The sequence below is a fragment of the Labrenzia sp. C1B70 genome (assembly GCF_000475395.1).
GTDB lineage: Bacteria > Pseudomonadota > Alphaproteobacteria > Rhizobiales > Stappiaceae > Roseibium > Roseibium algicola.
Map to the genome: position 1 here is coordinate 566,998 of NZ_AXCE01000062.1, position 23,626 is coordinate 590,623.

Genomic DNA, 23,626 nt, shown 5'->3' on the forward strand with positions numbered 1-23,626 from the left:
TCGGTGAAGTCTTCTTCACATCCTTTCATGGAACATTGGCAAGCAAACCCGATAAGGTGGCGCCAATTGACAATGAAGGATCTGCCACGTGACCAGCCTGATCGAGCGATTGAGCCCGGAAGCCAGAACCGCACCTGAAAGCGGTATCGTCGAAGTTTTCAATGCCGGACGTGACCGGAAAGATCTGATCCCGCTCTGGGCAGGCGAAGGCGATCTGCCGACGCCCGAGTTCATCCGCGCAGCCGCAAAAGCGTCGCTCGACCGGGGCGAGACGTTCTACACATACCAGCGCGGCATCCCGCAGCTGCGCGAGGCACTGGCGGCCTATCATCAGGATCTTTACGGCAAGCCTTTCTCGCCGGAACGATTCTATGTGACCGGATCGGGCATGCAGTCCATTCAACTCGCCGTGCAGGCGGTTGCAGGAGCCGGGCGCGAAGTGATCGTGCCGACGCCGTCCTGGCCGAACATATCGGCTGCCATCGAAATTCACGGGGCGCGTTCGGTCAGTGTGCCGATGCGGGAGGAGGGCGACGGCTGGCGGCTGGCCATTGAGGACGTCGAAGCAGCGATCACGCCGCAGACGACCGCTCTCTTCCTGAACTCGCCCTGCAACCCGACCGGATGGGTTGCAAGCGAAGACCTCTTGAAGGCTTTTCTGGATCTCGCGCGAAAGCATGACCTTTGGATCATCGCGGACGAAATCTATGCACTGTTCTATTACGGGGAAGGGGAGCGTTCGCCCTCCTTCTACGATATAGCCGAAGAAGACGACCGCATCATCTTCGTGAATTCCATGTCCAAGAACTGGGCCATGACCGGGTGGCGGGTCGGCTGGATCTCGGCGCCGCCGGAACTCGGCCAGGTGTTTGAAAACCTGATCCAGTATTCCACGTCGGGTGTTCCGTCCTTTTCGCAGTGGGGCGCCGTTGCCGCCCTGATCGAAGGGCGCACGTTCCTGCAGGAGCAGGTCGCACGTGCTCGCAAGGGGCGTGACTGTGTTCTCAAGGGATTGCAGGGCCTTAACCGCGTGAAGGTGCTGCCACCCGACGGCGCGTTCTATCTCTTCTTTTCCATTGAGGGCGTCACGGACACACGCAACTTTGCGCTGGACCTTGTTCGCCAGACAGGTGTGGGTCTTGCACCGGGCACTGCGTTCGGCAAGGGCGGTGAACATCACCTGAGGTTATGCTATGCCCGGCGCGAGGATCACCTGGAGGAAGCAGTGCGTCGAATTAGCACTTGGATACCAGAGATTTAGAGCCCTGACGGGTTGCTGGCCTACGGGAAAACCCTTAAACCTAGACGGGACGAGAATTCCATTTGGGTGCGGGGACGGTGGGCGACGACGTTTTAGATCACGATGATGACAATGCAGCCGTAACGGAAGCGCGTCTTGCCAGTGTTTTCGATACCGCGGCCGACGGCATAGTCGTGATCAATGATCGTGCCCAGGTGCTGGCCTTCAACAAGGCATGCGAACGGCTTTTCGGCTATGAAGCCGCCGACCTTCTGGGGCGCAATGTCAACAGGATCATGCCTGCAGAATATGCCAACGCGCATGATCACTACGTGAACAACTATCTCACCACCGGTCATAAGAAGATCATCGGTATCGGCCGCGAGGTCCAGGCCCGCCACAAGGACGGCACGGTCTTTCCCATCGAGCTGTCTGTCGGTGAGGCATGGACACCGGCCGGACGACAATTCATCGGCATCCTGCGCGACCTGCGCTCGCGCCGACAGATGGAAGACCGGTTGGCCAAGACCCAGGCACAGCTTCTCCACATGACCCGGATCAGCGCACTGGACGAAATGGGCGCGGCGATTGCGCATGAGCTCAACCAGCCGCTGACCGCTGTACTGCTCTACCTGCAATCCGTATCGCGCAAGACCCGTGCCGACAAATCCCTGGATCCCTTCATCATCGAGGTTATCGACAAGGCGGTACGCGAAGCCGAGCGGGCGGGAGAAATCATCCAGCGCATGCGTCAACTGGTGGAAAAGAAAACGCCCAATCGCCAGTCGATCGAAGTGCGGGACTTTGTCACCAGCTGCCTGGAAATGGCGGAACTCGGCAGCGGCAATGGCAGATCGATCATGAAGGCCGAGATCGCAAGAGGACTGCCGCCACTAATGGCCGACCCGGTGCAGATTCGGCAGATTCTCATCAACCTGCTGCGCAATGCGCGTGAAGCGGTCTGCGATCAGGCCGACCGCAAGGTGGTGCTGGCCGTATGCCGGAATGGAGATCGCCTGGAATTTCGGGTTACGGACAACGGCCCGGGCGTTCCCGAAGAGCTGGTTGACAACCTGTTCCGGGCCTTTACGGGTGCCAAGCACAAGGGGGTTGGTCTGGGCTTGGCGATATCCCGTTCGATTGCTCAAAACCATGGTGGTGATTTGCGTCTGGAAAAGGGGGCAAACGGACGAGGAGCCTCCTTCGTGTTGTCTTTGCCAATAGACCCGCCCGAAGAAGATGTTGCAGAAAGAGCCGAAACGAACGGTTCGAAAGAAATGAGCTGAGGAAGTGATGGACATGAAAGCTGACGCGGAGGCCATATACATCGTTGATGATGATCCGGCGGTGCGCGACGCGCTGTCGGTGCTTTTCAATATGGAAGGCTATGTGGTCGAAACCTTCTCGGATGGCGACACTTTCGTGCAGTCTGCAAGCAAGGCTGTTCCTGCCTGTGTCATGCTGGATGTCCATATGCCTGGGCGCTCCGGCATCGAGATTCTCAAGGCGCTGAATGCCGAACACTATCCGGCGCCGATCTTCATCATTTCCGGCCAGGGCGACATTCCGATGGCTGTTGAAGCCATCCGCAACGGCGCCTTTGACTTCGTGGAAAAACCGTTTTCTGCTGAAACCGTGCTGGAGCGAGTGAAGGAAAGCATTGCCATCACCAAGCAGCGTCAGGACGAGGTCGTCACGGCCTCCTTCCAGGGAGCGGATCTGCTGACCCGCCGTGAGCTGGAAGTCCTGAAGGAAATTACCGACGGAGCTTCCAACAAGGAAGCCGGCCGCACTCTTGGAATCAGTCCGAGAACGGTAGAAGTGCACCGGGCGCGGATCATGGAAAAACTGGGTGCACGCAATGCGGCGGATCTCGTTCGCATTGTTTTGGGCCACTCCGCCTCGGGATAAGCCGGGTTCAGGTGAACGGCTGGAATGCATTTCCGGATGACCGGCATGCCGAAACGTATTTCTGCGTACATCCGGCAAGCAAAAAATCGCGTATGTATGATTGATCGTCTGCGTTGGGGGCAGGCTTTGAGGATCTACATTCGTGGTTGTTCACATTGTTGAAGATGATGAAGCAGTCGCCGATGCATTGGCGATTGCGCTCGAAGATCTCGATCATCATCCGATAACTTACAAAGATGCGGAGAGTTTTTTCGCCGGCGGTATTCCTTCGTCGGACGATTGGGTGATCGTGGACATCGGCCTTCCCGACAGATGCGGCACGGATGTCGTTCGTGAACTCATGGGCCTGCCAACACCTCCGAGCATCCTTGCCATTTCCGGCAAGTCGAGAGTGAACCTGTTGCAGCAAATTCGTGAGCTTCCGGGGCTCAAGGTCCTGAGGAAACCGCTGTCGATAGACATGCTGACGGCGGCCATGTCTCAGAAGGCGATCATCTGATCTCTCCTCCCGCTTGACGCAATTTCAGAAAATTGAGTGTTCGAGATTGAGGCGCTGCCGATTTTGGCGGCCGTTGGCTTCACGCGCCCGAAACGCGCAGGCGGTCCCGGCCTGATTAGACCTTAGTCGGCTGCGTCGTTACGGCTCATATGTAGTTTATCTTACGCAGTCGACCGAATTACGTTGTGTGCACTCCGCGTTTTAGAGTGCATCCTGCAAGCTGCGGGGTGTCGGACGGGACACCTGCAAGCAGTGGTCGATTTTTCGAGCGGTGCGGAAATGGAAGCACCAAGGAATGGAGATCACCCGCTGACGTAGCAAATGAAGGCCGTGCCACAGGCACGAAGGAGGGACATATGGCTTATTTCGACGCGGGTACCCCCGGCCAGGGCGCAGCACCAAGAATGACAGGTGCTCCCATCTGCACACCCAGCAAGACATCGTTTTCGGAATTTGGCGGCAAGGCTGTCCAATACGATACCCATGCGGTGATCTATTACGAAGGCGATCCCGCAAAGCGGCTCTATGAGTTGGTGAAGGGCTCGGTGATGCTCTACAAGCTGCTGCCGGACGGACGCCGCCAGGTTGTCGAAGTCCTTCGTCCCGGTGACATTTTCGGTCTCGCCGGCAGTGACGAGAACGACTGCACCGCCGAAACACTCACCAATGCCGAAATTCAGGAAATCGATCTGAAGCAGGTCGAACGTTCCGATGCGCTTCAGCGCACGCTCACCAGATGCCTGACCAACCAGATGCGCGTGCTGCACGAGCATGCGGTTCTGCTTGGCCGCAAGTCCGCCGTCGAACGGGTTGCAAGCTTTCTGATGCATCTCGTTCCGGATCGCGGTGGTGTCGGCTGCGTTGGGCCGATTGACGACAGCGACGACGGGTTCGACCTGAGACTGCACATGACCCGGCAGGAAATTGCCGACTATCTGGGGCTGACCATCGAAACTGTCAGCCGCGTTGTGTCCGATCTGAAACGCCGGGGCGTTATCCGCGTCGACCGCGCCGACCAGATCCATCTCAACAAGGTCTGCAGCCTCTGTCAGATGACAGGTATGCACTGATCCGTTGCTTTATAGTCGACTTGGAAAGGGCTGCGATTTTCGCGGCCCTTTTTTGTTTTCGATCTTCGGCGATCCGTAAGCTGGCAAGTTTGGTATTCGGCCCCGAGGTCTCGCCTCGGGGCTATTTTCTTCAAACCGCGGCAGAATGCCGAGCCTTGCCACTTGCCTGGCTCGCCGCCAGGTAGGCGTCAAAGGCGGCGGCTGCGAGACGTACGTAAGGCCGTCCGGCCTCAGTTACCTCAACCCTGGCAGTTTCATTGCCCACTTCCAGACGGACCAGGCCGTCGGCGGCCAGGTCCTGCAAGGCATCGAAAGCACCGTTCAAGTGGCTTGTCGGCAGGCCGAATGCGCGGCAGGCCGGCACGAGATCGCAGGCATAGTTGGTCATCAGCTCTTCGATGATCCGTGCCCGCAAACGGTCGTCGGCAGAAAGCGCCAAGCCCTTGGATACGGGCAATTCGCTCGCCATGATTGCCCGGCGCCAGTTGCCGACATCAGACATGTTCTGAACATAACCGGCAGACAGACGTCCGATGGAGGAGACGCCGAAGCCAACGAGTTGTTCGCCCTGGTCCGTCGTATAGCCCTGGAAATTGCGCTTCAGGGAGCCGTCCGAAAGGGCGATGGCCATGCTGTCGTCCGGCCGGGCAAAATGATCTAGCCCGATGGCGACATAACCGGCCTTGAGGAGTACCGCGCGGGCGAGGTCCGCAAGGGCCAGCCGTTCGGCGGCGTTCGGCAAGGTGCTTTCGTCAATCAGGCGCTGGTGCTTGCGCATCCAGGGCACATGGGCATAGCCGAACAGGGCAATGCGCCCGGGTGCCAGCGAGAGCGTCTTTTCCACCGTATCGAGTATCGTTTCCGGCGACTGGCCGGGCAATCCGTACATCAGGTCGAAATTGAGCGCGGTGACACCGGCTGCTGTCAGAAACTCTACGGCCTGTTTGACGACCCTGTAGGGCTGAAGACGGCCGATGGCCTTTTGAACGTCGGGATCAAAGTCCTGAACCCCAAGGCTGGCACGGTTCACTCCGATGATGGCCAGTGTCTCGGCGAGCTGTTCCGTAACAAGCCTCGGATCGAGTTCGATGGCATGTTCCAGGTCCGGTGCAAGGTCGAAATTGACACGCATCAGGCCGGTGAGGTCGATCAGGCTCTGCCGTGGCAGAAGGCTGGGCGTGCCGCCGCCCCAGTGAATGTGCCGGACAGGACCGGCATTCGGCATGTGCCCGGCAACCAGATTGATTTCCTGGCCGAGTGTCGCTGCATAGGCCTTGAGCGGCGCATCCTGACGGGTCGCCTTGGTATGGCAGCCGCAATAATGGCAGAGCTCACGGCAATAGGGGACATGCAGGTACAGCGAAAGCGAGTCCTGCGGCGAAAGCGCCTTGAGCCAGTCCGCGTAAACGCCGGCCGTTACGCCGTCATGAAAATGCGGTGCTGTCGGATAACTTGTATAGCGCGGTACGTTGCGCATGGCGTAGGAGAGCGGATCTTTCATCATGTGTCGATCTATCCGCCCTTCCCCCGGTCGTGCCTTGATATCGCTCAAGTCCAGCCGTTTGAAAGACACGCAATTCGATGGAGAGCTTTGGGGTGACCGATTTGCTTGTCGCAACTGAACCGACCCGGAAACCTGAGGGTCTGGAGCGCTATCGCCTGCACGGTTCGCCTGACAGCGCCAATTTCATTGTCAGGATGATATTGGAAGAACTGGGCCTGCCCTATGACTACGTGGCTGTTGACAGGTTGATCTCCGAACAGAATTCGGAAGCATATCGGCGGCTCAATCCTCAAGGTTTGATCCCGGTTCTGGAAGTGCCGGGTCAGGATGCCCCCATGTTCGAAACCGCCGCGATCGCCCTGCATCTGGCAGACGCGCACGGCTGTCTGGCCCCGGAGCCGGCCTCTCCACAGCGCGGCCGCTTCCTGAAATGGCTGTTTTTTCTCTCAAACACCCTGCATTCCGACCTTCGGATCTCCTTCAAGCCGGAAAGATATGTTCGCGAACCGGAGACGGCCTTGAGCCTTCACGCCGGGCTGACCCGCCGGATTGCCGGCAGTTTCGCGCATCTGGAAACTGAACTTGCCACTTGGAATGGACCATTTCTCATGGGGCAGGACATTTCCATCCTCGACCACTATCTTGCTGCCTGTGCCAGGTGGGCGCAGATCTATCGTAATGATGGCAAGTGGTCCCTGGCGGCGACGCCGCGCCTGCGCGCCCTGTGCGAACGGCTGGAAATGCGCCCGGCGATACACAGGGCCTGTGAACTGGAAGGAATTGAGGGTAAACCTTTCACGGAGCCCCGTCCTGTACAGTTGCCGGGGACAACCGCCTGATAAAATACAGGCCGTACATGTTGATCCATGCAATCAACCATGCGCTGGCCGATCAATCCATTTATAGCTCAAGGAGCCATTCCAAGCTCAACGGTTCCCGATGCCTGCCAATTCGTTTCAATCTGCCGCCGGAAGACTTGCGGTCACACTTCTCATTGCCGCTGCCGGAGGAGCAACATTCAACCTGTTCGGGCTTCCCGCGGCATGGCTGTCGGGAGCCATGGTCTTCGTTGCCATTGCAACGCTTGCGCAAGTGCCGACGCTCATGCCGGTCCCGCTGCGGGACGCGCTCTTCGTCATGATCGGCATCTCCATGGGGGCGGGTGTCCATCCCGATATCGTTGACCGGGTGGCGGAGTGGCCGGTGTCCATGGCCATGCTGATCGCTGTCATGGTGGCGGTCACGTTCGCGGGCTACGCGGTTCTGCACTACGGGGCAAAATGGTCCAGGGAAACGGCCTACTTCGGCGCCATTCCCGGCGCACTTTCCTATGTCATAGCCCTTGCCACCGAACGAGGGGCGGACCTTCCCCGCATCGCTTCCAGCCAGTCCTTGCGTCTGTTCGTTCTGGTGGCGGTGCTGCCTTTCGCCGTTGTGTCCTCCGCAGAACCGGCGGGCGGTGGCAGCAGCACGATTTATGTCTCCGGTCTCAAGGACTTCCTGATCGGGATACCGCTCTGCCTCGCGGCAAGCTGGCTTGCCATCAAGGCCAGAGTTCCGGGGGGCGGTCTGACGGGTGCGTTTTTCATGAGTGCCGGCCTCAATGCATCCGGCCTCTTGGTCCTTGTCCTGCCGGGCTACATCGTGCTGCCGTGTTTTGTCATGATGGGCGCTCACATCGGTTGCCGCTTTGCGTCCATGACACTGCGCCAGTTTCTCAGCGTGCTCGGCGCATCCATGGCCGCCTTTGCCGCGGCGTTCCTGACCTCGCTTGCCGGGGCGTGGATCGTTGCCGAACTGGTGGACATTCCCTTTGGCCAGGCCCTGCTTGCCTATGCGCCGGGCGGACTTGAGGTGATGACGCTGCTCGCATTCATGCTGGATCTCGACCCCGCCTTTGTGGCTGCGCACCAGATCGCCCGCTTTACCGGAATGGTGCTGCTGCTGCCTTTCATCACCGGACTTGTTCTGGGGCGTCGAAGCAACTGATCCTGCTTGGCGGTCCTGCGTGCGGAACAAAGAACCGCCGATCTGCAGGTTGAGTGATGCTTCTCAAGGGTGGATGAAGTGGAGCGTGTTGAAACTCTGGCGCCATTTGGCCACGCGTCCTGCCATCGCTGACGGATCGTTCGATCGCAGCGCTTCGGCTATCATTTTTGCCAGCTCTGGCATGTCGGCCGTCGTCATGCCCCAGCGGACCAGTTCCGGTGTTCCGAACCTCAGGCCGTTCATGTCACCGGCGACGGACGCTATCGGCAGTCCGATTCCGCATGCCAGAAACCCTGCCTGGCGAAGCTTCTTCGAAGCTGCCTGACCGCCGCCGAGGGCTGCCGCTTCCAGGGCAAACTGATGTGAAGCGGTTGTCCCCTTGGCGGTAGAGAACACCGGCATTCCCTCTGCTTCGAGAGCTGAGGCGAGCGCACCGGCGCTGGCGGCCATTTCGGCAGCGTAGGCCTTGCCGAAATCGCGCCAATCCAGAAGGGTGATGGCGAGCGCGGCAGACTTAGCAACGTCAAAGTTGGCTGTCAGCCCTGGAAAGGCAATCTTGTCGAGCTTTCGGGCAAGATCCTGGTCATTGCTTACGATCAGCCCGCCAGCGGGACCTCCCAGGCTCTTGTAGGTGCTCATGGTCATGAGATGTGCGCCTTCCGACAGCGGGTCGGAAAAGACGCCACCGGCAATCATGCCGCACTGATGGGCAGCATCGAACAGGACAAAGGCGCCGACTTCATCGGCGATGGCCCGAATTTCTTTTACCGGGTGCGGGAACAGGTTGAGGCTCATGCCGATGGTAATCAGCTTCGGCCGGACCTTCAGGGCCAGGGCGCGCAGACCTTCCAGATCGATTGTGTAGCCGTCGGCATCGACCGGTGCTTCGTGGATATCCAGGCCATAAAGACCGGCACACCCCGGCGCATGGTGAGTGACGTGGCCACCGACGGACGCAGGCGGTGCGATGATGGCGTCGCCCGGCTTTGTGGTTGCCATGAATGCATAAAGATTTGCCAGCGCGCCCGAGGCGACCCGGATTTCCGCATAAGCCGACTGGAAGATTTCGCAGGCAAGGTTCGCTGCGATCACCTCGATTTCCTCGATGGCTTCGAGGCCCATCTCATATTTGTCACCCGGGTAGCCGAGCGAGGGACGGGACCCCATGCCGCTCGCCAGCAAGGCTTCGGCGCGCGGGTTCATCACGTTGGTCGCGGGGTTGAGATTGAAGCAGTCTTTCTCGTGGATGGTCCTGTTGGCCTCGGCCAGCGCTTCGATGCGCGCGGCAATTGCTTCGGATCCGAGAGGCGAAGTTGCCTGGGTGATCTCGTCGATACGGGTGGCAGCCACAGCGGGGAGCCAGGGGCATTTGTCTTGCGCGGTCATGTCGGAACTCCGGTTCTATTTGGACAAAGTGTCCATCTCCGCTTGTGTTCGCGCAAATCAGATTTTAGAAATTCGAGGGCTAGAAAAAATAGGCCTTGTAGATGTCCGTAGCTCCTCCCGTCCCCAGACTGCCTTCGCTGAACGCACTGAGAGCGTTCGAAGCGTCCGCGCGCCTCGGTGGGTTTGCACAGGCCGCGGCGGAACTGCAGGTTACACCCGGAGCCGTGGCAGCGCAGATCAAGGCGCTGGAGCAGGAGGTCGGCGCGGCCCTGTTCGTGCGGCATGCCAAGGGGGTCCGCCTGACGGCCACTGGTCAGCGGGCACTGCCGGGTTTTGTCGCCGCATTCGACCAGCTTGGAACTGCGGTGCGCGACCTGAGGCGTGACGCGGCACCCGGCAGGATACACATTGCGGCCCTGCCGGCGCTGGCGCAGCTTTGGCTGGCCCCCAGACTGCCGCAGCTACGCGAGAAGTTGCCGGAGATCGACATTTCGGTCACAGCCCTTGAAACACCGCCGAACCTGAAGCGGGTGCCATTCGATCTCTGCCTGTTCTACTGCGACAGCGTTCCGGACAACGGGATCGCGTTTTCGGGAGACGAATTGCTGCCGGTCTGCACACCAGCGCTTGCAAAGGCACTCAAGCAGCCTGGTGATCTGAAAGAGGCGGTTTGTCTGACGGACACGGCCTGGGCAGACGATTGGCGGATATGGGCGGATGAAGCTATGCCGAGCGAGGGGTTTGCGCCACGCGGACCTGTCTTCTCGCTTTATGCTCTTGCGGTCGAAGAAGCACTGAACGGCGCAGGCGTTCTGATGGCGCATCGCTCACTTGTCGCAGATCAGCTTGCCGCCGGCACCCTGGTGGCGCCTCTTGCAGCAGTTGTCCCGCTACAGCGTCAGATCTGCCTGTGGACCCTTCCGGCAAGCCGGGGCAAAGGTGCGGCCGGACAGGTGCTGCAGGCCTTGCGTCAGATGGGCTAGGTGCCTGAAAGGCTATTCCCGTTTCAAGTGCGCCGGGTCTTCGCCTTGTTGCCGCGCCACAGGATGAACAGTCCCGATCCGACGATGACGGTGCAGCCAACCAGCATCTGCGCGTCGATCCGCTCGTTGAACCAGACGGCACCGAGCAGGACGCCGAACAGCAGCCGCGAATAGCGGAACGGTGTGACGGTGGCGATTTCTCCGGTGCGCATGGCCTTCATCAGGGCGCTATAGGCAAAGACACCACAGAAGACTGCGGTTCCGAGGGCGAGAAGGGCGGTTGTGTCAGGCACCACGAAGGCGGACCTGTCCCAAAGACCATAGACAAGACCGGCGATAATGATCGTCAGGAAACCGTAGAACCCGAGGATATTGGTGCTGAGGGTCGCCGGCGCAGCGCGGCTGGCAAGGTCGCGGCCGGAGAAGCCAAGCATGCCGATGACGGCCAGGACCGAAAGCAAAGAAAAGCTGTCGCTGGTCGGCCGGAGCACGATCAGGACGCCCACAAGGCCGATAAAGATTGCTGTCCACCTGCGCCAGCCGACCTTTTCGCCAAAGAACAGGGAAGCGCCCAGCACAACGAATATCGGTGTTGCCTGGAGAATGGCAGTGGTCGAGGAGAGCGGCGTCAGGGCCAACGCCAGAACATAGAACAACCGGCCGACCAGTTCGAAGGCGAAGCGAACTCGCATGACAGGCGAGAATACGTCCCGGTTGAGAACTTTCTCGCCTGTGACAGTGGCAAGGCCGAAGAAGGCAATGGTTCCACCGACGCCGAACAGCACCAGGATTTCCGCCACGGGCAACTGTGCCGCAGCCTGCTTCACGAAGGCATCTTCCAATGCGAAGGCGGCCATCGCAGCCACCATCCAGAGGCTGCCGATGATATTGGGATGGAGGCTTGCGCCATTTTGAGATGCAGCGTTCAAGGGAGGGGTCCCGTGTCGAGGTGGAAGGTCGTCAGCGGCAGATCAGGGGCCATCGGACGCGCCAGAAAGCATCGCCCTTCAGCGGAGGGAAGAACGGCGTAACACGTTTCCCGGTCCTTGGCTTCGGAAAACCGCAAGGCCGGCGGATGAGCAAGGGTGCCAGGACGTTGCCGCAAACCGGCCTACGTCCTTCAGGCGGGCGTCACATCCCTTTCACGGCGTGCCTTCATCTTGCCCGCGACAATTTACGCAATGCAATCTGACCTTTGGAGGCTGTTCCGACATCGCCAATTGCTGGCATGTTGATATGAATCAACGCGGCATTTTCAGAGTCGTGTGCATGGTCGTGCCATCGTTGGCACCTTGTAACGATTTCAAGACTGGGGCGCTAAAATGGCACAAAACAAGGCCAAAATGATCTCGCTCGAGGAAGGCGGCTTCGCCATCTTCCTTGTGCTGCTTGCGTTTGCCTGCATCATCGTGGCAGGCAAGACATTCGATCAGGTCATGGCATTCCACGCTGGCATAGGCGCATTGTTCGCCGCCGTCAGCGTGTTTCTGATTTTCAAGAACTACTTCGATGACGGCGGGGAAGTGATTCCGGCCGAAATCGACGGCAAACCAAACTACAACATCGGACCGATCAAATTCGGTGCGGTCGCGGCAATGTTCTGGGGCATTGCCGGTTTCACGGTCGGTTTGATCATCGCTCTTCAGCTGGCCTGGCCTGCGCTGAACTTTGATTTGCCGTGGACCAATTTCGGGCGCCTGCGTCCGCTGCACACCTCCGCGGTGATTTTCGCCTTCGGCGGCAACGTGCTGCTGGCAACGTCCATGTATGTGGTCCAGCGCACCTGCCGTGTGCGCATGCCCGGCAAGGTCCTGCCCTGGTTCGTGATCCTGGGTTACAACGCCTTCATCGTGATCGCGGGAACGGGCTATCTGCTCGGCGCGACACAGAGCAAGGAATATGCCGAGCCGGAATGGTATGCCGACCTGTGGCTGACCATCGTCTGGGTGGCCTACCTGCTGCTGTTCCTGGGCACGCTCTGGAAGCGCAAGGAACCGCATATCTACGTGGCCAACTGGTTTTATCTGGCGTTCATCGTCACGATTGCCATGCTGCACATCACCAACAACCTGACCATTCCGGTCTCGATCTACTCGACCAAGTCCTACATCGTCTGGTCGGGCGTTCAGGACGCCATGGTGCAGTGGTGGTACGGCCATAACGCGGTGGGCTTCTTCCTGACCGCCGGCTTCCTTGCCATCATGTACTACTTCATCCCGAAGCGCGCGGAGCGGCCGGTCTATTCCTACCGTCTTTCCATCGTGCACTTCTGGGCGCTGATCTTCATCTACATCTGGGCAGGTCCGCACCACCTTCACTACACGGCTCTGCCGCAGTGGGCGTCTACGCTGGGTGCAACCTTCTCCATCATCCTGTGGATGCCGTCCTGGGGTGGCATGATCAACGGCCTGATGACGCTTTCGGGTGCATGGGACAAGCTGCGGACCGACCCGGTTCTGCGCATGATGGTGGTTTCGGTCGCCTTCTACGGCATGTCCACCTTTGAAGGTCCGCTGATGTCGCTGCGCTCGGTCAACTCCCTGTCGCACTACACCGACTGGACCATCGGTCACGTGCACTCCGGTGCTCTGGGCTGGGTTGGCTACATCTCGTTCGGCGCGATCTACTGCCTGATCCCGTGGCTCTGGAACAAGCGTCAGCTGTATTCGCTGAAGCTCGTGAACCTGCACTTCTGGCTGTCCACGATCGGTATCGTTCTCTACATCACCGCGATGTGGGTGTCCGGTATCATGCAGGGCCTGATGTGGCGCGCCTACGACCAGCTCGGCTTCCTGGAGTACTCCTTCGTGGAAACCGTCGAGGCGATGCATCCCTTCTACATCATCCGTGCTCTTGGCGGTGCGCTCTTCGTGCTCGGCGCCGTGATCATGGCCTACAATCTCTGGATGACCGTCCGTCACGGCGAGGCTGAAGAAGCCGATGCCACGCCGGCTGGCTCCCTGGCTCCGGCCGAATAAGGGAGGGACAGACTATGTCTGCATGGAAAAAACACGAAGTCTTTGAAAAGAACTCCTTCGTTCTCTTGATCGGCATTCTGGTCATGGTCGCCATCGGCGGCCTGGTCGAGATCGCTCCACTCTTCTATCTGAAGAGCACGATCGAAAAGACCGAAGGCGTGCGGCCCTATACGCCGCTCGAACTGGCCGGACGCAATATCTACATCCGCGAAGGCTGCTATCTGTGCCACTCGCAGATGGTGCGTCCGATGCGCGATGAAATGGAACGCTACGGTCATTTCTCGCTGGCTGCGGAATCGATGTACGATCATCCGTTCCAGTGGGGGTCCAAGCGTACCGGTCCGGATCTGGCCCGCGTCGGTGGCAAATACTCCGACGACTGGCATGTGGAGCACCTGAAGGACCCGCGCGCGCTGGTTCCAGCGTCCATCATGCCCGGCTATCCGTTCCTGGCTGAAAATCGCCTCAACACCCGGGACATCGAGTCTCACCTGACGGTCAACACCGTGATTGGCGTGCCGTATACCGAAGAGCAGATTGCAAATGCCGCATCTGACATCCTCGGTCAGGCGAGACCGGACACGGAAGCGGCTGATGGCTTCGAGGAACGCTGGCCGAATGCCACGATCCGCGATTTCGACGGCAACCCGAGGGAAGTGACCGAGATGGACGCGCTTGTCGCCTATCTCCAGGTGCTGGGTACCATGGTCGATTTCTCGATCTATGACGACAAGGCAAACGCGAGGTAAGGGCGATGAACGAGACATACTCAGCATTCGCAGGCTTCGCACAAACCTGGGGCCTACTCTACTTCATGATCCTGTTTGGCGTCGTTCTGGCCTACGCATTGTGGCCGAAGAACCGGAAAAAGTTCGACGACGCTGCTCAAATCCCGTTTCGGGAGGACTGATCCATGGCAGACACACATAACAAGGAAGTCGACCAGATCTCCGGGGTCGAAACCACCGGCCACGAATGGGACGGTCTGAAAGAACTGAACAATCCTCTGCCGAAATGGTGGCTGTATCTGTTCTACGCCTGCATTGTCTGGGCGGTGATCTACTGGGTTCTCTACCCGTCCTGGCCGCTGGTCTCCAGCTACACCACCGGTGTACTGGGTGCCAACCAGCGGACCGAGGCGATCGCAGCCTACGACAAGGGGATCTCCGACCGGTCCGTCTTTGCCGACAAGATCGTGGCAGCCTCGCTTGAGGACATCTCCACTGATCAGGAGCTGCTGCAATTTGCCCGGGCCAACGGCCAGGCAGCTTTCGGTGACAACTGTGCACCGTGCCACGGTTCCGGCGGCACGGGTGCGGAAGGTTATCCGAACCTGCAGGACGACACCTGGATCTGGGGTGGCACGCTGGATAACATCCACACCACGCTGGAATTCGGTATCAGGTCCGGTCATGACGAAGCACGCATCGGCGAAATGCCTGCCTTCGGCCGTGATGAGCTGTTGAGCCGCGAGGAGATCAATCAGGTTGCCAACTTCGTCGCATCCCGCGCGGGACTTGAGACCGACGAAGGCGTCGATCTGGCTGCGGGGCAGACCGTCTATGACGACAACTGCGCAGCCTGCCACGGCGAAGACCTGAAGGGCATTCAGGATGTCGGTGCGCCGAGCCTGCTGTCTGCCAATTACCTCTATGGCAAGTCGCTGGACGCCATCAAGGCGCAGATCAACAATCCGCGCAACGGCGTGATGCCGGCCTGGGTCGATCGTCTCGATCCGGCGACCATCAAGTCGCTGACGGTCTACGTCCACTCCTTCGGGGGCGGGCAGTAGAACCAGCGGATCTGGTGCGACAAATGCGCCAGATAGCTTGAACGATTTGATCCGGCGCAAAGTGTGACGCTTTGCGCCGGTTTATTTTGAGCACTCGCTGCTAATGGTGGGCGGCGAATGATTTTCCAAAGATCCTATTGGGGCAGGATCGCGTTGAAGAGGACGGACGGTATGTCTACGGACACCGAGACGCATGAGGGCGCGCAATCCGATGAATGGTTTGCATCAGCCAAAAAGATCTATCCCATGGCGACGCACGGCCTGTTCCGCAGGATCAAGTGGGCGCTGCTGTTCATCACGCTGGGCATCTATTATTTCCTGCCTTTCATCCGGTATGACCGCGGCCCGGATGCTCCAAGCCAGGCTGTTCTTGTCGATATGGAAGGCAGCAGGGCCTATTTCTTTTTCATCGAGATCTGGCCGCAGGAAGTTTACTACCTCACCGGTCTCCTGATTCTTGCAGCGCTGGTACTGTTCCTGATGAACGCGGTCGCAGGACGCGTCTGGTGCGGCTATCTGTGCCCGCAGACGGTCTGGACGGACCTGTTCCTCTGGGTCGAGCGCAAGGTGGAAGGCGATCGGCGCGAGCGCATCGTGCTGGACAAGGACCCCTGGACCTTCGACAAGGTCCGCAAGCGCGTGACAAAGCATTTCCTGTGGCTGATGATCGCCTGGTGGACGGGCGGTGCGTGGGTGCTTTACTTCAACGACGCACCGACCCTGGTATGGGAACTCCTGACCTTCCAGGCGCCGATGATTGCCTATGTCTGGATCGCCATCCTGACCACGACGACCTATCTCCTCGCAGGCTTCATGCGGGAGCAGGTGTGCATCTACATGTGCCCGTGGCCGCGCATCCAGGCTGCCATGACCGACGAGAAGGCCCTAAACGTCACCTATCGCTGGGACAGGGGCGAGCCGCGCGGTTCCCTGAAGCAAAACAAGAAACTTGCCGACCAGGGCATGCCTGCTGGCGATTGCGTGGACTGCTACCAGTGCTTCCAGGTCTGCCCGACCGGTGTCGACATCCGCAAGGGAATGCAGCTCGACTGCATCCAGTGCGGCCTGTGCATCGATGCCTGCGACAACGTCATGGAAAAGATCGGCAAGCCGAAGGGACTGATCGGCTACGATACGGACGAAAACATCCAGCGCCGCCTGGAAGGCAAGGAATCGGTCTACGAGATCGTCCGCGTCCGAACGGTCATTTATGTCGGCATCATCGCCGTGGTCTGCGGTATCATGCTGTTCGCACTGCTCAATCGTGATTTCGCCGATATCAGCGTTCTGCATGACAGAAACCCGGTGTTCGTCGAGCAGTCGGACGGGTCCGTGCGCAACGGCTATACAGTGCGTCTGTCGAACAAACGCCGCCACGAGCGCCATTTCATGCTGCATGTGGAAGGCATGCCGGCCAACACGATGGTGGAAGCCGTCGGTACGGAGGACACCTTCGCCGGCCGTCCGATCATCTCTGTCGGTCCTGACACGACCCGGGAAGTCCGTATTCTCGTGACATCGCCGCCCTGGGCAAAGATGCCACATTCGACGCCGGTTACCTTCCGGATCACCGAAAGCGTCATGGGCGAAGTGGTCACAGCCAAAGACACGTTCAAGGCACCGGAAAAACCTTGAGGAGCAAAGAATGACGATGGTTCAATCGAACATGAAAGATCCCAAGGCGATCACCGGAAAGACGGTCCTGGTCTGGCTTCTTGCCTTCTTTGGCGTGATCTTTACCGCCAACGCCGTGTTCATCTATCTCGCGCTCGGGTCTTTCCCGGGCGTGGTGGTGGAAAGTTCCTATGAAGCCGGACAGGCCTACAACCAGGAAATCGCGGCCGCCAAGGCTCAGGCAGACCTGAACTGGCAGGTCTCGACCGAATTTACCCGCACCAGCAGTGCGGATGGCAAGCTGGTCGTCACGGCCAACGATGCGCAGGGAACGCCGCTTTACGGGGTGGTCCTTCATGCCCTTTTGCGCAATCCGGTTCATGACGACGCCGACGTGAAGGTCGATTTCACGGCTGACGGCGGTGGGCGCTATGTCGGCACAGTCGAGAACCTTGCCGACGGCAACTGGACACTCATCCTGGAAATCGAACAGGATGGCGAACGGAAATTCCGGTCCGAGAACCGGATCTTCGTCAAGAACTGAGGCACGTACCGTGACGGTCCATCAGCGTGATTGGCAGGCATTCGTGACGCCGGGCGAAGACGGTGCGGTCCACATGGACCTTGCCGTCGACGGCATTACCTGCGCTGCCTGCATGGGAGACATCGAGCGAGGTCTGAAACGGCTTCCGGGCATCCGGGCGGCACGCGTCAACCTGACCAGCCAGCGGCTCGCCGTCGACTGGTCGGAAGACCAGACCGGGGCTGACGAGATCGTCGCCGAGCTGGAACGTCTCGGATACAAGGCCCACCCGTTTGATCCGGCAAGCCAGAAGGAGCGTCAGGACAAGACCGGCAAACAATTGCTGCGCTGCCTGGCGGTTTCCGGCTTTGCCGGCATGAACATCATGCTGCTGTCCGTTTCCGTGTGGTCGGGCAATGCCACCGACATCACCCCGGAAACCCGGGATTTCTTCCACTGGCTGTCTGCGCTGATCGCCTTGCCGACAGTTGCCTACTCCGGGCGGCCGTTCTTTCGCAGCGCCTTCAACGCCCTGGCTGCCGGCCGGTTGAACATGGATGTGCCGATCGTGATCGGCGTGACACTGGCGGTCGCTCTGTCGGTCGTCCAGACCATCCAGCACCAACATCACGCCTATTTCGAATCCGCCGTTATGCTGTTGTTCTTCCTGCTGGTCGGGCGGTATCTCGACCACAACATGCGGGGGCGGACGCGGTCCTTTGCAGAGAACATCGCCGCGCTGAAGGCGGAAGTTGCCGCACTGATCCATTCCGACGGCGCTGTCCGCGAAGTACCGCTTTCAAAAATCGCCGCAGGTGACCTGGTTCTGGTATCGGGCGGCGAGCGGGTGCCGGTGGATGGTGTGGTTGAAACTGGTGTTTCCGAGATCGACCAAAGCCTTGTGACCGGTGAAAGCGTGCTGGTGCCGGTTGCGGCCGGTCAGCGGGTCTACGCCGGTACCTTAAACGGAGCGGGGGTGTTGCAGGTCCGGGTTCAGGCTGCTTCCGGCGCGACGTTGCTGGATGAGGTCAACCGCCTGCTGGAAGCGGCATCCCAGGCCAAATCCAAATACGTGCGCATTGCCGACCGAGCCGCCCGCCTTTATGCGCCCCTGGTGCATGGCGCGGCTGCGCTGACATTTCTTGGCTGGTTGCTGGCCGGGCTAGACTGGCAGCCAGCCCTGATCATCGCCATTTCCGTCTTGATCATCACCTGTCCCTGCGCGCTCGGTTTGGCGGTTCCTGCTGTGCAGGTGGTGGCATCCGGGCAGCTCTTCCGGTGTGGAATCCTGCTCAATTCGGGCGATGCCATCGAACGATTGTCGGATATCGACACCATCCTGTTCGACAAGACCGGTACGTTGACGCTTACCGAGCCGGATCTGTGTAGCTCCATCGATCCAGATGACGAAACGCTCGCACTGGCCGGACGCCTTGCCCTGGCCAGTCGGCATCCCTTGTCGGCAGCCCTGGTCAAGGCAACAGGAGCGCTGCAGCCTCTGCCGGACGTCAGCGAGATATCCGGGGCGGGTCTTGAAACCCTGGTTGCCGGACAGCGTCTGCGGCTTGGCAGCCCGCTGTTCTGCGAAGCATCCGACGAACAGGTCGAGGCAGCACTGCAGTCGAACCCGGGTGCCTCTCTGCTTGCTATCCGCTTTGGCGCGGATCCTGCCCGCCTGTTGGCCTTCCGGCAACGGCTGCGGCCGGATGCCAGGGCGGTGGTCGATCAGTTGAAATCAGCCGGCTACGCGCTTGAAATTGTTTCCGGGGATACGAAACCTGCTGTGGCCGATTGCGCGGCTGTGCTGGGTGTATCGGACTGGCGCTCGGGCATGAAGCCGGCCCAGAAAATTGCACGTCTCGAAGAACTCCAGGCCAGTGGCCGCAAGGTCCTGATGGTTGGCGATGGCCTGAATGATGCTCCGGCGCTGGCCGGGGCGCATGTCTCGTTGTCGCCTGTCTCGGCCGTGCATCTCAGTCAGGCCGCTGCAGACGCCGTTTTTCTCGGTGACAAATTGCAGCCGGTGGCCGATGCGCTCAGGCTGTCGAAACGGGCAAGGGCGGCAATCGAGCAGAACCTCTGGATTTCGGTCGTCTACAACATCATTGCCGTGCCCATTGCCGTGGCCGGTTTCGTCACACCTTTGATGGCGGCAGCAGCGATGTCCGCATCGTCGCTGGCAGTTACCGCAAACGCGCTCAAGCTGCGCTGGGGAGAGGGCGGCAGGAACGCGGGAGCGAACGCACCCACGTTGCGACAGCAACAGGCTGCTGAATGAGATCGACATGGACGTTCTGATCTATCTGATACCGATTGCACTGCTCCTGGGAGCGCTGGGGCTGGGGGCTTTCCTCTGGTCCTTGAAAAGCGGCCAGTATGACGATCTCGAAGGTGCCAAATGGCGCATCCTTGACGACGACGACCTGCCAGACAAGTAGTTGCCGGCAATCTTGACTTTGTGTTCCCGTGCGCCTAGCCCCATGCATTCCTTTAGGTAACTGGAGCTATGCATGGATTCGTTTCCGGACGCGCACAAACCGGGCTACGCCGTTTATTCCAGAACGTCGCTGGCCATCTACGATGCCCTGGTGCTGGGTTTGTCGAACCGCTGGATCTGGCGTTGTCCGAGCTCTCATCTGGTCGCGCTCTATGACCAGCATGTTTCCGCCAAGCACCTGGATATCGGCGTGGGCACCGGTTACTTCCTGGACAAGACCAGGTTTCCCGTTGCAGATCCAAGGGTGACGTTGCTCGATCCCAACCGGGAGTGCCTCGACAAGGCTGCCGCCAGGATTGCCCGCTTGAACCCCGTCACCGTTCAGGCAGATGCACTCGTGCCGTGGCCAAAAGACATCGGCAGTTTCAAGACCATCGGCCTCAACTACGTGCTTCATTGCCTTCCGGGCACCATGACTGAAAAGGCAGTGATCTTCGATCATGCGGTACCGCATCTCGAAGAAGGGGCAACGGTCTTTGGCTCCACCATCCTGCAAGGCGATGCGCCGCGGTCCGGTGCCGCCCGCAAGCTGATGCAGATCTATAACCGCAAGGGTGTCTTTTCGAACGAAGCCGACACGCAGGACACTTTGCGAGCGGAACTTGAAAAACGCTTTGCCGAGGTGAAGATTGAAAGGATCGGGTGCGTGGCACTCTTCAGTGCCCGGAAGCCGCGCCTTGCCTGAGCCCTGTCGCGGCACGGCACAACGGGCGGCTTAGGAGAGGACGTTGGACAGGGCCATGCCTGTGGCAAGCAGGACGAGCCCTATGCCGGCAAGCAGAAGGAGATTGTCTCTCAGTCTTGCATTTGTGCCGAGGTCGGACGGTTCATGCTCCATAGGGAGCGGATCGTCTTCCCCGAACGTTTCAGGATCCCGGGACATGGTTCTTACAATCGTTTGCAAAAGGCTGCTCATTCAGTTCGATTTCTTGCCTGAAAGATGGGGGCGTACAATTGAAAGTCCCGTTAATATCGAACCAGCCAAAAGATTAATTGAGCGCAACATTACCAATAGGTGAAATCCCTCAGTGTATTGCGAGTAATTTCTCAGCCTTTCCGAAACTATTCAAAGTCGATGCCGCGTCGGCGGATGTTTGTGGGCTCCTCGCGGCCGGAGACTAACTCATTGTTCAGACTTTCATGGCAAAGGTTAAGTCAAACAAGGAGGACTAGGTGAGCCTGGATCTTGCCTCTCTGACATTCTTGCTGGTCGAAGACAGTGCTTACATGCGGACCATCCTGCGCACCATGCTGCAGGGGTTCGGTGCGCGGCGCATTGTCGAGGCTGAAGACGGCGCGTCCGGCCTTGAAGCCATGGACCGGGCGAACCCTGACATCCTTATTCTGGATTGGGTCATGCCGATCCTGGACGGGGCGGACATGGTGCGCATGATCCGCAGTCCGAACAATCCCTTCGCCTATATCCCGATTATTATGGTGACCGCCCACACCGAGCGTAGCCGGATCGTGGAAGCGCGCCGGCTCGGCGTACACGAGCTGCTGTCCAAGCCGATCTCGGCAAAGGCACTGTATCAGCGCGTTTCCAGCGTGATCCTGCACCCGCGCGATTTCATCAAGACGGCCACCTATTTCGGCCCTGCACCGCGCGAAATCCGGAACCGCCAGAAGATCTGGCAAGGTGGCCCCGGCCAGCCGCAACAGCAGGGCGGCGAAGGCGACGGTAACCTCACCGCGATCGGTTAAGCGTAAAATTCAGCTGAATGTGATGTGGACGCGTCAGGCGGCCGACTGTGCTGCCGCGCGATTTTCCGCTGCCGCATAAGACGATGCGCCTTGAGCTTGGGCACTTTCTGCCGCTTCGGCAAACTGCGCCAGAACGTCAAGATCAACCGTGTAGTGGTCGAGCAGGAACTGGGAAAGAACATCGATAGGGAGATGATGGTAGCCTTCGATGGCGGCCATCAAAGCTTCAAGTGTGTCCAACCGTTCGCGGAGTTTAATCATGGTTACCCGATGAGCCGATTTTTTCTCACACTGGAGTTTTATAGTTAATAATGCGTAAAACCGAGCGTCGCAAGGATGCGGGACCGCGGTATCACCTCCGATAACAATCGTCCACAAACTTTTGCCGGAAATCTTCGAATTTCTTGGTAAAAATCGCCAGTGCGGGGCAAGTTGTCGACGAAGGTCTAGGGAAAATTCAATGGCAAAAATCATCTATGTTCTGAACGGTCCGAATCTCAATCTGCTTGGCAAGCGGGAACCGGAGATCTACGGGGCTCAGACCCTGGATGATGTCCGTGCGATGTGTGAGGCCGCCGCTGCGCCCAAGGGCTTTGAGATCGCATTCCATCAGAGCAATGCCGAACATGTGCTTATCGACTGGATCCATGAGGCGAGGGAAGCGGCCGCGGGTATCATCATCAACCCGGCGGCCTATACGCACACGTCGATCGCAATTCTGGACGCATTGAATACCTGCACCTGTCCGGTGATCGAGGTTCATGTCTCCAACATCCACAAACGGGAAAGCTTCCGACACCATTCCTACGTTTCAGCCCGCGCGGATGCGGTGATTGCTGGCTGCGGTGTGGAGGGTTACCTGCTTGCCCTGCAGCGCATGGCGACTTTGTGCGCAGACGCATGATCCTGCGTCTCCGCCAGGGACACTGTTTGAGGATTTTCCGGCGGTTCAGTAACCGTTGCCGTTGAAGAATTCCCTGGCGACCGTCGTCGCGAGGATTTTGACATCAAGGATAACCGACTGACGCTCGATGTAGGCAAGATCATAGGCAAGCCGCATGCGGGCCGCATGAGGGTTTTTGGTTTCCCCGCGAAAGCCGTTGACCTGTGCCAGGCCTGTGATGCCCGGAAGCACCTTGTGGCGGTCCATGTACCTGGGGTGGAAGTCTTCATAAGGCATTCCGGCGGCCAGCATGCCGGGCACATGCGGTCGAGGACCTACCAGGGACATCTCTCCCCGCAACACGTTGATGAGCTGCGGCAATTCATCGAAGTTGCTCTTGCGAAGGAAGGCGCCGATCAATGTGACGCGCGGATCGTTGGCAACGGTTTGCGAAATCCCGGAGCTGTCGCACTGGTTGGCATGCATCGTCCGGAACTTGAGAACGGCAAACTTCTTGCCATTCAAACCGTAGCGCCACTGACGGAAAAATACCGGTCCGCGGCTTGTCAGTTTTATTGCAACCGCGAGTGCAACAAATAAGGGAAAAAGCAGTAGAAGGCCGGCACTTGCACCGGTCAGGTCAATACATTTCTTCAGTCCGGATTGAATCACTCCGCGTGCCGGGCGGAGGTCGCGGGAGGCACGGTTTGTCGCATCGAGCAGGTCGGGGTGCGGATAGCCCCACGTCGCGAAGCCGGCGATATTCATCGCTTCGCGGCCGTGATCATCTGCTTCGTAAGATACTGTTTCGTCTGCCAAGATATGCCAGCCTCAACCCGATTTACGAGACCACTTGATGTGCGCCGGCATCCTGTCTGGAGGCAGTCGCAATCACGATCGTATCGTTAATATTTGGGTAACAAGATCGGGAAAATTGTTATCCATTAAGGGTTTGGTTACCATAGTGACGCGACGGGAGCAATGTTCCGGCGTCAAAAGTGATGTGAAATTTAATTAATTTTTAAAAAATTGAACGCCGGGCTAGGGTTAGCC

General features: G+C 59.1%; 25 protein-coding genes. 19 read left to right on the top strand and 6 right to left on the bottom strand.

Annotation, left to right across the window (positions count from 1 at the left end):
- The first annotated feature begins 88 nt into the window (after window positions 1-88).
- From Q666_RS63450 to Q666_RS63470, 5 genes are all read left to right on the top strand, one after another.
- Complete coding sequence (locus tag Q666_RS63450; protein WP_023001755.1) at window positions 89-1,261, top strand: pyridoxal phosphate-dependent aminotransferase; 1,173 nt, start codon at window positions 89-91, stop codon at window positions 1,259-1,261.
- 77 nt (window positions 1,262-1,338) lie between these two features.
- Window positions 1,339-2,526, top strand: a complete 1,188-nt coding sequence (locus tag Q666_RS63455; protein ID WP_023001754.1) for a PAS domain S-box protein — start codon at window positions 1,339-1,341, stop codon at window positions 2,524-2,526.
- Between the two features lie 7 nt (window positions 2,527-2,533).
- Window positions 2,534-3,151, top strand: coding sequence for a response regulator (locus tag Q666_RS63460; protein ID WP_023001753.1), 618 nt, complete (start codon window positions 2,534-2,536; stop codon window positions 3,149-3,151).
- 142 nt (window positions 3,152-3,293) lie between these two features.
- Window positions 3,294-3,650, top strand: a complete 357-nt coding sequence (locus tag Q666_RS63465; protein WP_023001752.1) for a response regulator — start codon at window positions 3,294-3,296, stop codon at window positions 3,648-3,650.
- A gap of 356 nt (window positions 3,651-4,006) precedes the next feature.
- Window positions 4,007-4,720, top strand: a complete 714-nt coding sequence (locus Q666_RS63470; protein ID WP_023001751.1) for a helix-turn-helix domain-containing protein — start codon at window positions 4,007-4,009, stop codon at window positions 4,718-4,720.
- Between the two features lie 130 nt (window positions 4,721-4,850).
- Here Q666_RS63470 and hemN read toward each other — a convergent pair whose 3' ends face one another.
- Window positions 4,851-6,224: an oxygen-independent coproporphyrinogen III oxidase gene (gene hemN / locus Q666_RS63475; protein WP_023001750.1), complete on the bottom strand. Its 1,374-nt coding sequence runs from the start codon at window positions 6,222-6,224 to the stop codon at window positions 4,851-4,853.
- 92 nt (window positions 6,225-6,316) lie between these two features.
- On the opposite strand from hemN, the gene Q666_RS63480 reads away from it, so the two are divergent.
- On the top strand, window positions 6,317-7,063 hold the full coding sequence (locus Q666_RS63480) for a glutathione S-transferase family protein (RefSeq protein ID WP_208993945.1): 747 nt from the start codon (window positions 6,317-6,319) through the stop codon (window positions 7,061-7,063).
- A 100-nt stretch (window positions 7,064-7,163) separates the two neighbouring features.
- Window positions 7,164-8,213, top strand: coding sequence for an AbrB family transcriptional regulator (locus Q666_RS63485; RefSeq protein WP_023001748.1), 1,050 nt, complete (start codon window positions 7,164-7,166; stop codon window positions 8,211-8,213).
- Window positions 8,214-8,276: 63 nt separating this feature from the next.
- Here Q666_RS63485 and Q666_RS63490 read toward each other — a convergent pair whose 3' ends face one another.
- Window positions 8,277-9,599, bottom strand: a complete 1,323-nt coding sequence (locus Q666_RS63490; protein ID WP_023001747.1) for an aminotransferase class I/II-fold pyridoxal phosphate-dependent enzyme — start codon at window positions 9,597-9,599, stop codon at window positions 8,277-8,279.
- Between the two features lie 101 nt (window positions 9,600-9,700).
- On the opposite strand from Q666_RS63490, the gene Q666_RS63495 reads away from it, so the two are divergent.
- Window positions 9,701-10,582, top strand: coding sequence for a LysR family transcriptional regulator (locus tag Q666_RS63495; protein WP_023001746.1), 882 nt, complete (start codon window positions 9,701-9,703; stop codon window positions 10,580-10,582).
- Window positions 10,583-10,605: 23 nt separating this feature from the next.
- Here Q666_RS63495 and Q666_RS63500 read toward each other — a convergent pair whose 3' ends face one another.
- Window positions 10,606-11,511: a DMT family transporter gene (locus Q666_RS63500; RefSeq protein WP_023001745.1), complete on the bottom strand. Its 906-nt coding sequence runs from the start codon at window positions 11,509-11,511 to the stop codon at window positions 10,606-10,608.
- A gap of 393 nt (window positions 11,512-11,904) precedes the next feature.
- Between Q666_RS63500 and ccoN the strand changes: the two genes are divergently transcribed.
- From ccoN to Q666_RS63545, 9 genes are all read left to right on the top strand, one after another.
- Window positions 11,905-13,560, top strand: a complete 1,656-nt coding sequence (gene ccoN, locus Q666_RS63505) for a cytochrome-c oxidase, cbb3-type subunit I (RefSeq protein ID WP_023001744.1) — start codon at window positions 11,905-11,907, stop codon at window positions 13,558-13,560.
- 14 nt (window positions 13,561-13,574) lie between these two features.
- Window positions 13,575-14,309, top strand: a complete 735-nt coding sequence (gene ccoO / locus Q666_RS63510; RefSeq protein ID WP_023001743.1) for a cytochrome-c oxidase, cbb3-type subunit II — start codon at window positions 13,575-13,577, stop codon at window positions 14,307-14,309.
- Window positions 14,310-14,314: 5 nt separating this feature from the next.
- Window positions 14,315-14,470 (top strand): cbb3-type cytochrome c oxidase subunit 3, encoded by a 156-nt coding sequence (locus Q666_RS63515; protein WP_006933670.1) that lies wholly within the window; start codon window positions 14,315-14,317, stop codon window positions 14,468-14,470.
- Window positions 14,471-14,473: 3 nt separating this feature from the next.
- A complete protein-coding gene (gene ccoP / locus Q666_RS63520) occupies window positions 14,474-15,352 on the top strand; it encodes a cytochrome-c oxidase, cbb3-type subunit III (protein WP_023001742.1) in 879 nt (292 codons plus the stop codon).
- A 171-nt stretch (window positions 15,353-15,523) separates the two neighbouring features.
- Window positions 15,524-16,987: a cytochrome c oxidase accessory protein CcoG gene (gene ccoG, locus Q666_RS63525; RefSeq protein ID WP_075281454.1), complete on the top strand. Its 1,464-nt coding sequence runs from the start codon at window positions 15,524-15,526 to the stop codon at window positions 16,985-16,987.
- A 10-nt stretch (window positions 16,988-16,997) separates the two neighbouring features.
- Window positions 16,998-17,510, top strand: a complete 513-nt coding sequence (locus Q666_RS63530) for a FixH family protein (RefSeq protein ID WP_023001740.1) — start codon at window positions 16,998-17,000, stop codon at window positions 17,508-17,510.
- A 10-nt stretch (window positions 17,511-17,520) separates the two neighbouring features.
- Complete coding sequence (locus tag Q666_RS63535; protein ID WP_023001739.1) at window positions 17,521-19,767, top strand: heavy metal translocating P-type ATPase; 2,247 nt, start codon at window positions 17,521-17,523, stop codon at window positions 19,765-19,767.
- A gap of 7 nt (window positions 19,768-19,774) precedes the next feature.
- Window positions 19,775-19,927 carry a cbb3-type cytochrome oxidase assembly protein CcoS gene (gene ccoS / locus Q666_RS63540; protein ID WP_023001738.1) on the top strand — a complete coding sequence of 51 codons (153 nt, stop codon included), beginning with the start codon at window positions 19,775-19,777 and terminating at the stop codon, window positions 19,925-19,927.
- Between the two features lie 72 nt (window positions 19,928-19,999).
- On the top strand, window positions 20,000-20,671 hold the full coding sequence (locus Q666_RS63545; RefSeq protein ID WP_023001737.1) for a class I SAM-dependent methyltransferase: 672 nt from the start codon (window positions 20,000-20,002) through the stop codon (window positions 20,669-20,671).
- A gap of 30 nt (window positions 20,672-20,701) precedes the next feature.
- On the opposite strand, the gene Q666_RS66130 is transcribed toward Q666_RS63545, so the two are convergent.
- A complete protein-coding gene (locus Q666_RS66130) occupies window positions 20,702-20,902 on the bottom strand; it encodes a hypothetical protein (RefSeq protein ID WP_023014640.1) in 201 nt (66 codons plus the stop codon).
- Window positions 20,903-21,159: 257 nt separating this feature from the next.
- Here Q666_RS66130 and Q666_RS63550 point away from each other — a divergent pair, with 257 nt between their 5' ends.
- On the top strand, window positions 21,160-21,690 hold the full coding sequence (locus Q666_RS63550; RefSeq protein WP_023001735.1) for a response regulator: 531 nt from the start codon (window positions 21,160-21,162) through the stop codon (window positions 21,688-21,690).
- A 33-nt stretch (window positions 21,691-21,723) separates the two neighbouring features.
- Here Q666_RS63550 and Q666_RS66135 read toward each other — a convergent pair whose 3' ends face one another.
- Complete coding sequence (locus Q666_RS66135) at window positions 21,724-22,164, bottom strand: hypothetical protein (RefSeq protein ID WP_139314026.1); 441 nt, start codon at window positions 22,162-22,164, stop codon at window positions 21,724-21,726.
- Between Q666_RS66135 and aroQ the strand changes: the two genes are divergently transcribed.
- Window positions 22,151-22,594, top strand: a complete 444-nt coding sequence (aroQ, locus tag Q666_RS63560) for a type II 3-dehydroquinate dehydratase (RefSeq protein WP_023001733.1) — start codon at window positions 22,151-22,153, stop codon at window positions 22,592-22,594. The two genes, Q666_RS66135 and aroQ, sit on opposite strands and share 14 nt — an antisense overlap.
- A gap of 45 nt (window positions 22,595-22,639) precedes the next feature.
- On the opposite strand, the gene Q666_RS63565 is transcribed toward aroQ, so the two are convergent.
- Window positions 22,640-23,392, bottom strand: a complete 753-nt coding sequence (locus Q666_RS63565) for a sugar transferase (protein ID WP_023001732.1) — start codon at window positions 23,390-23,392, stop codon at window positions 22,640-22,642.
- Window positions 23,393-23,626: the final 234 nt, after the last annotated feature.

Excerpts from the sequence above, each read along its gene's own strand:
- Q666_RS63460 (WP_023001753.1), top strand. The coding sequence starts at position 2,534 with ATGGACATGAAAGCTGACGCGGAGGCCATATACATCGTTGATGATGAT.
- Q666_RS63470 (WP_023001751.1), top strand. The coding sequence starts at position 4,007 with ATGGCTTATTTCGACGCGGGTACCCCCGGCCAGGGCGCAGCACCAAGA.
- hemN (WP_023001750.1), bottom strand. The coding sequence starts at position 6,224 with ATGATGAAAGATCCGCTCTCCTACGCCATGCGCAACGTACCGCGCTAT.
- Q666_RS63485 (WP_023001748.1), top strand. The coding sequence starts at position 7,164 with ATGCCTGCCAATTCGTTTCAATCTGCCGCCGGAAGACTTGCGGTCACA.
- Q666_RS63490 (WP_023001747.1), bottom strand. The coding sequence starts at position 9,599 with ATGACCGCGCAAGACAAATGCCCCTGGCTCCCCGCTGTGGCTGCCACC.
- Q666_RS63495 (WP_023001746.1), top strand. The coding sequence starts at position 9,701 with ATGTCCGTAGCTCCTCCCGTCCCCAGACTGCCTTCGCTGAACGCACTG.
- ccoN (WP_023001744.1), top strand. The coding sequence starts at position 11,905 with ATGGCACAAAACAAGGCCAAAATGATCTCGCTCGAGGAAGGCGGCTTC.
- ccoO (WP_023001743.1), top strand. The coding sequence starts at position 13,575 with ATGTCTGCATGGAAAAAACACGAAGTCTTTGAAAAGAACTCCTTCGTT.
- Q666_RS63515 (WP_006933670.1), top strand. The coding sequence starts at position 14,315 with ATGAACGAGACATACTCAGCATTCGCAGGCTTCGCACAAACCTGGGGC.
- ccoP (WP_023001742.1), top strand. The coding sequence starts at position 14,474 with ATGGCAGACACACATAACAAGGAAGTCGACCAGATCTCCGGGGTCGAA.
- ccoG (WP_075281454.1), top strand. The coding sequence starts at position 15,524 with ATGTCTACGGACACCGAGACGCATGAGGGCGCGCAATCCGATGAATGG.
- Q666_RS63530 (WP_023001740.1), top strand. The coding sequence starts at position 16,998 with ATGACGATGGTTCAATCGAACATGAAAGATCCCAAGGCGATCACCGGA.
- ccoS (WP_023001738.1), top strand. The coding sequence starts at position 19,775 with ATGGACGTTCTGATCTATCTGATACCGATTGCACTGCTCCTGGGAGCG.
- Q666_RS63545 (WP_023001737.1), top strand. The coding sequence starts at position 20,000 with ATGGATTCGTTTCCGGACGCGCACAAACCGGGCTACGCCGTTTATTCC.
- Q666_RS66130 (WP_023014640.1), bottom strand. The coding sequence starts at position 20,902 with ATGAGCAGCCTTTTGCAAACGATTGTAAGAACCATGTCCCGGGATCCT.
- aroQ (WP_023001733.1), top strand. The coding sequence starts at position 22,151 with ATGGCAAAAATCATCTATGTTCTGAACGGTCCGAATCTCAATCTGCTT.
- Q666_RS66135 (WP_139314026.1), bottom strand. The coding sequence starts at position 22,164 with ATGATTTTTGCCATTGAATTTTCCCTAGACCTTCGTCGACAACTTGCC.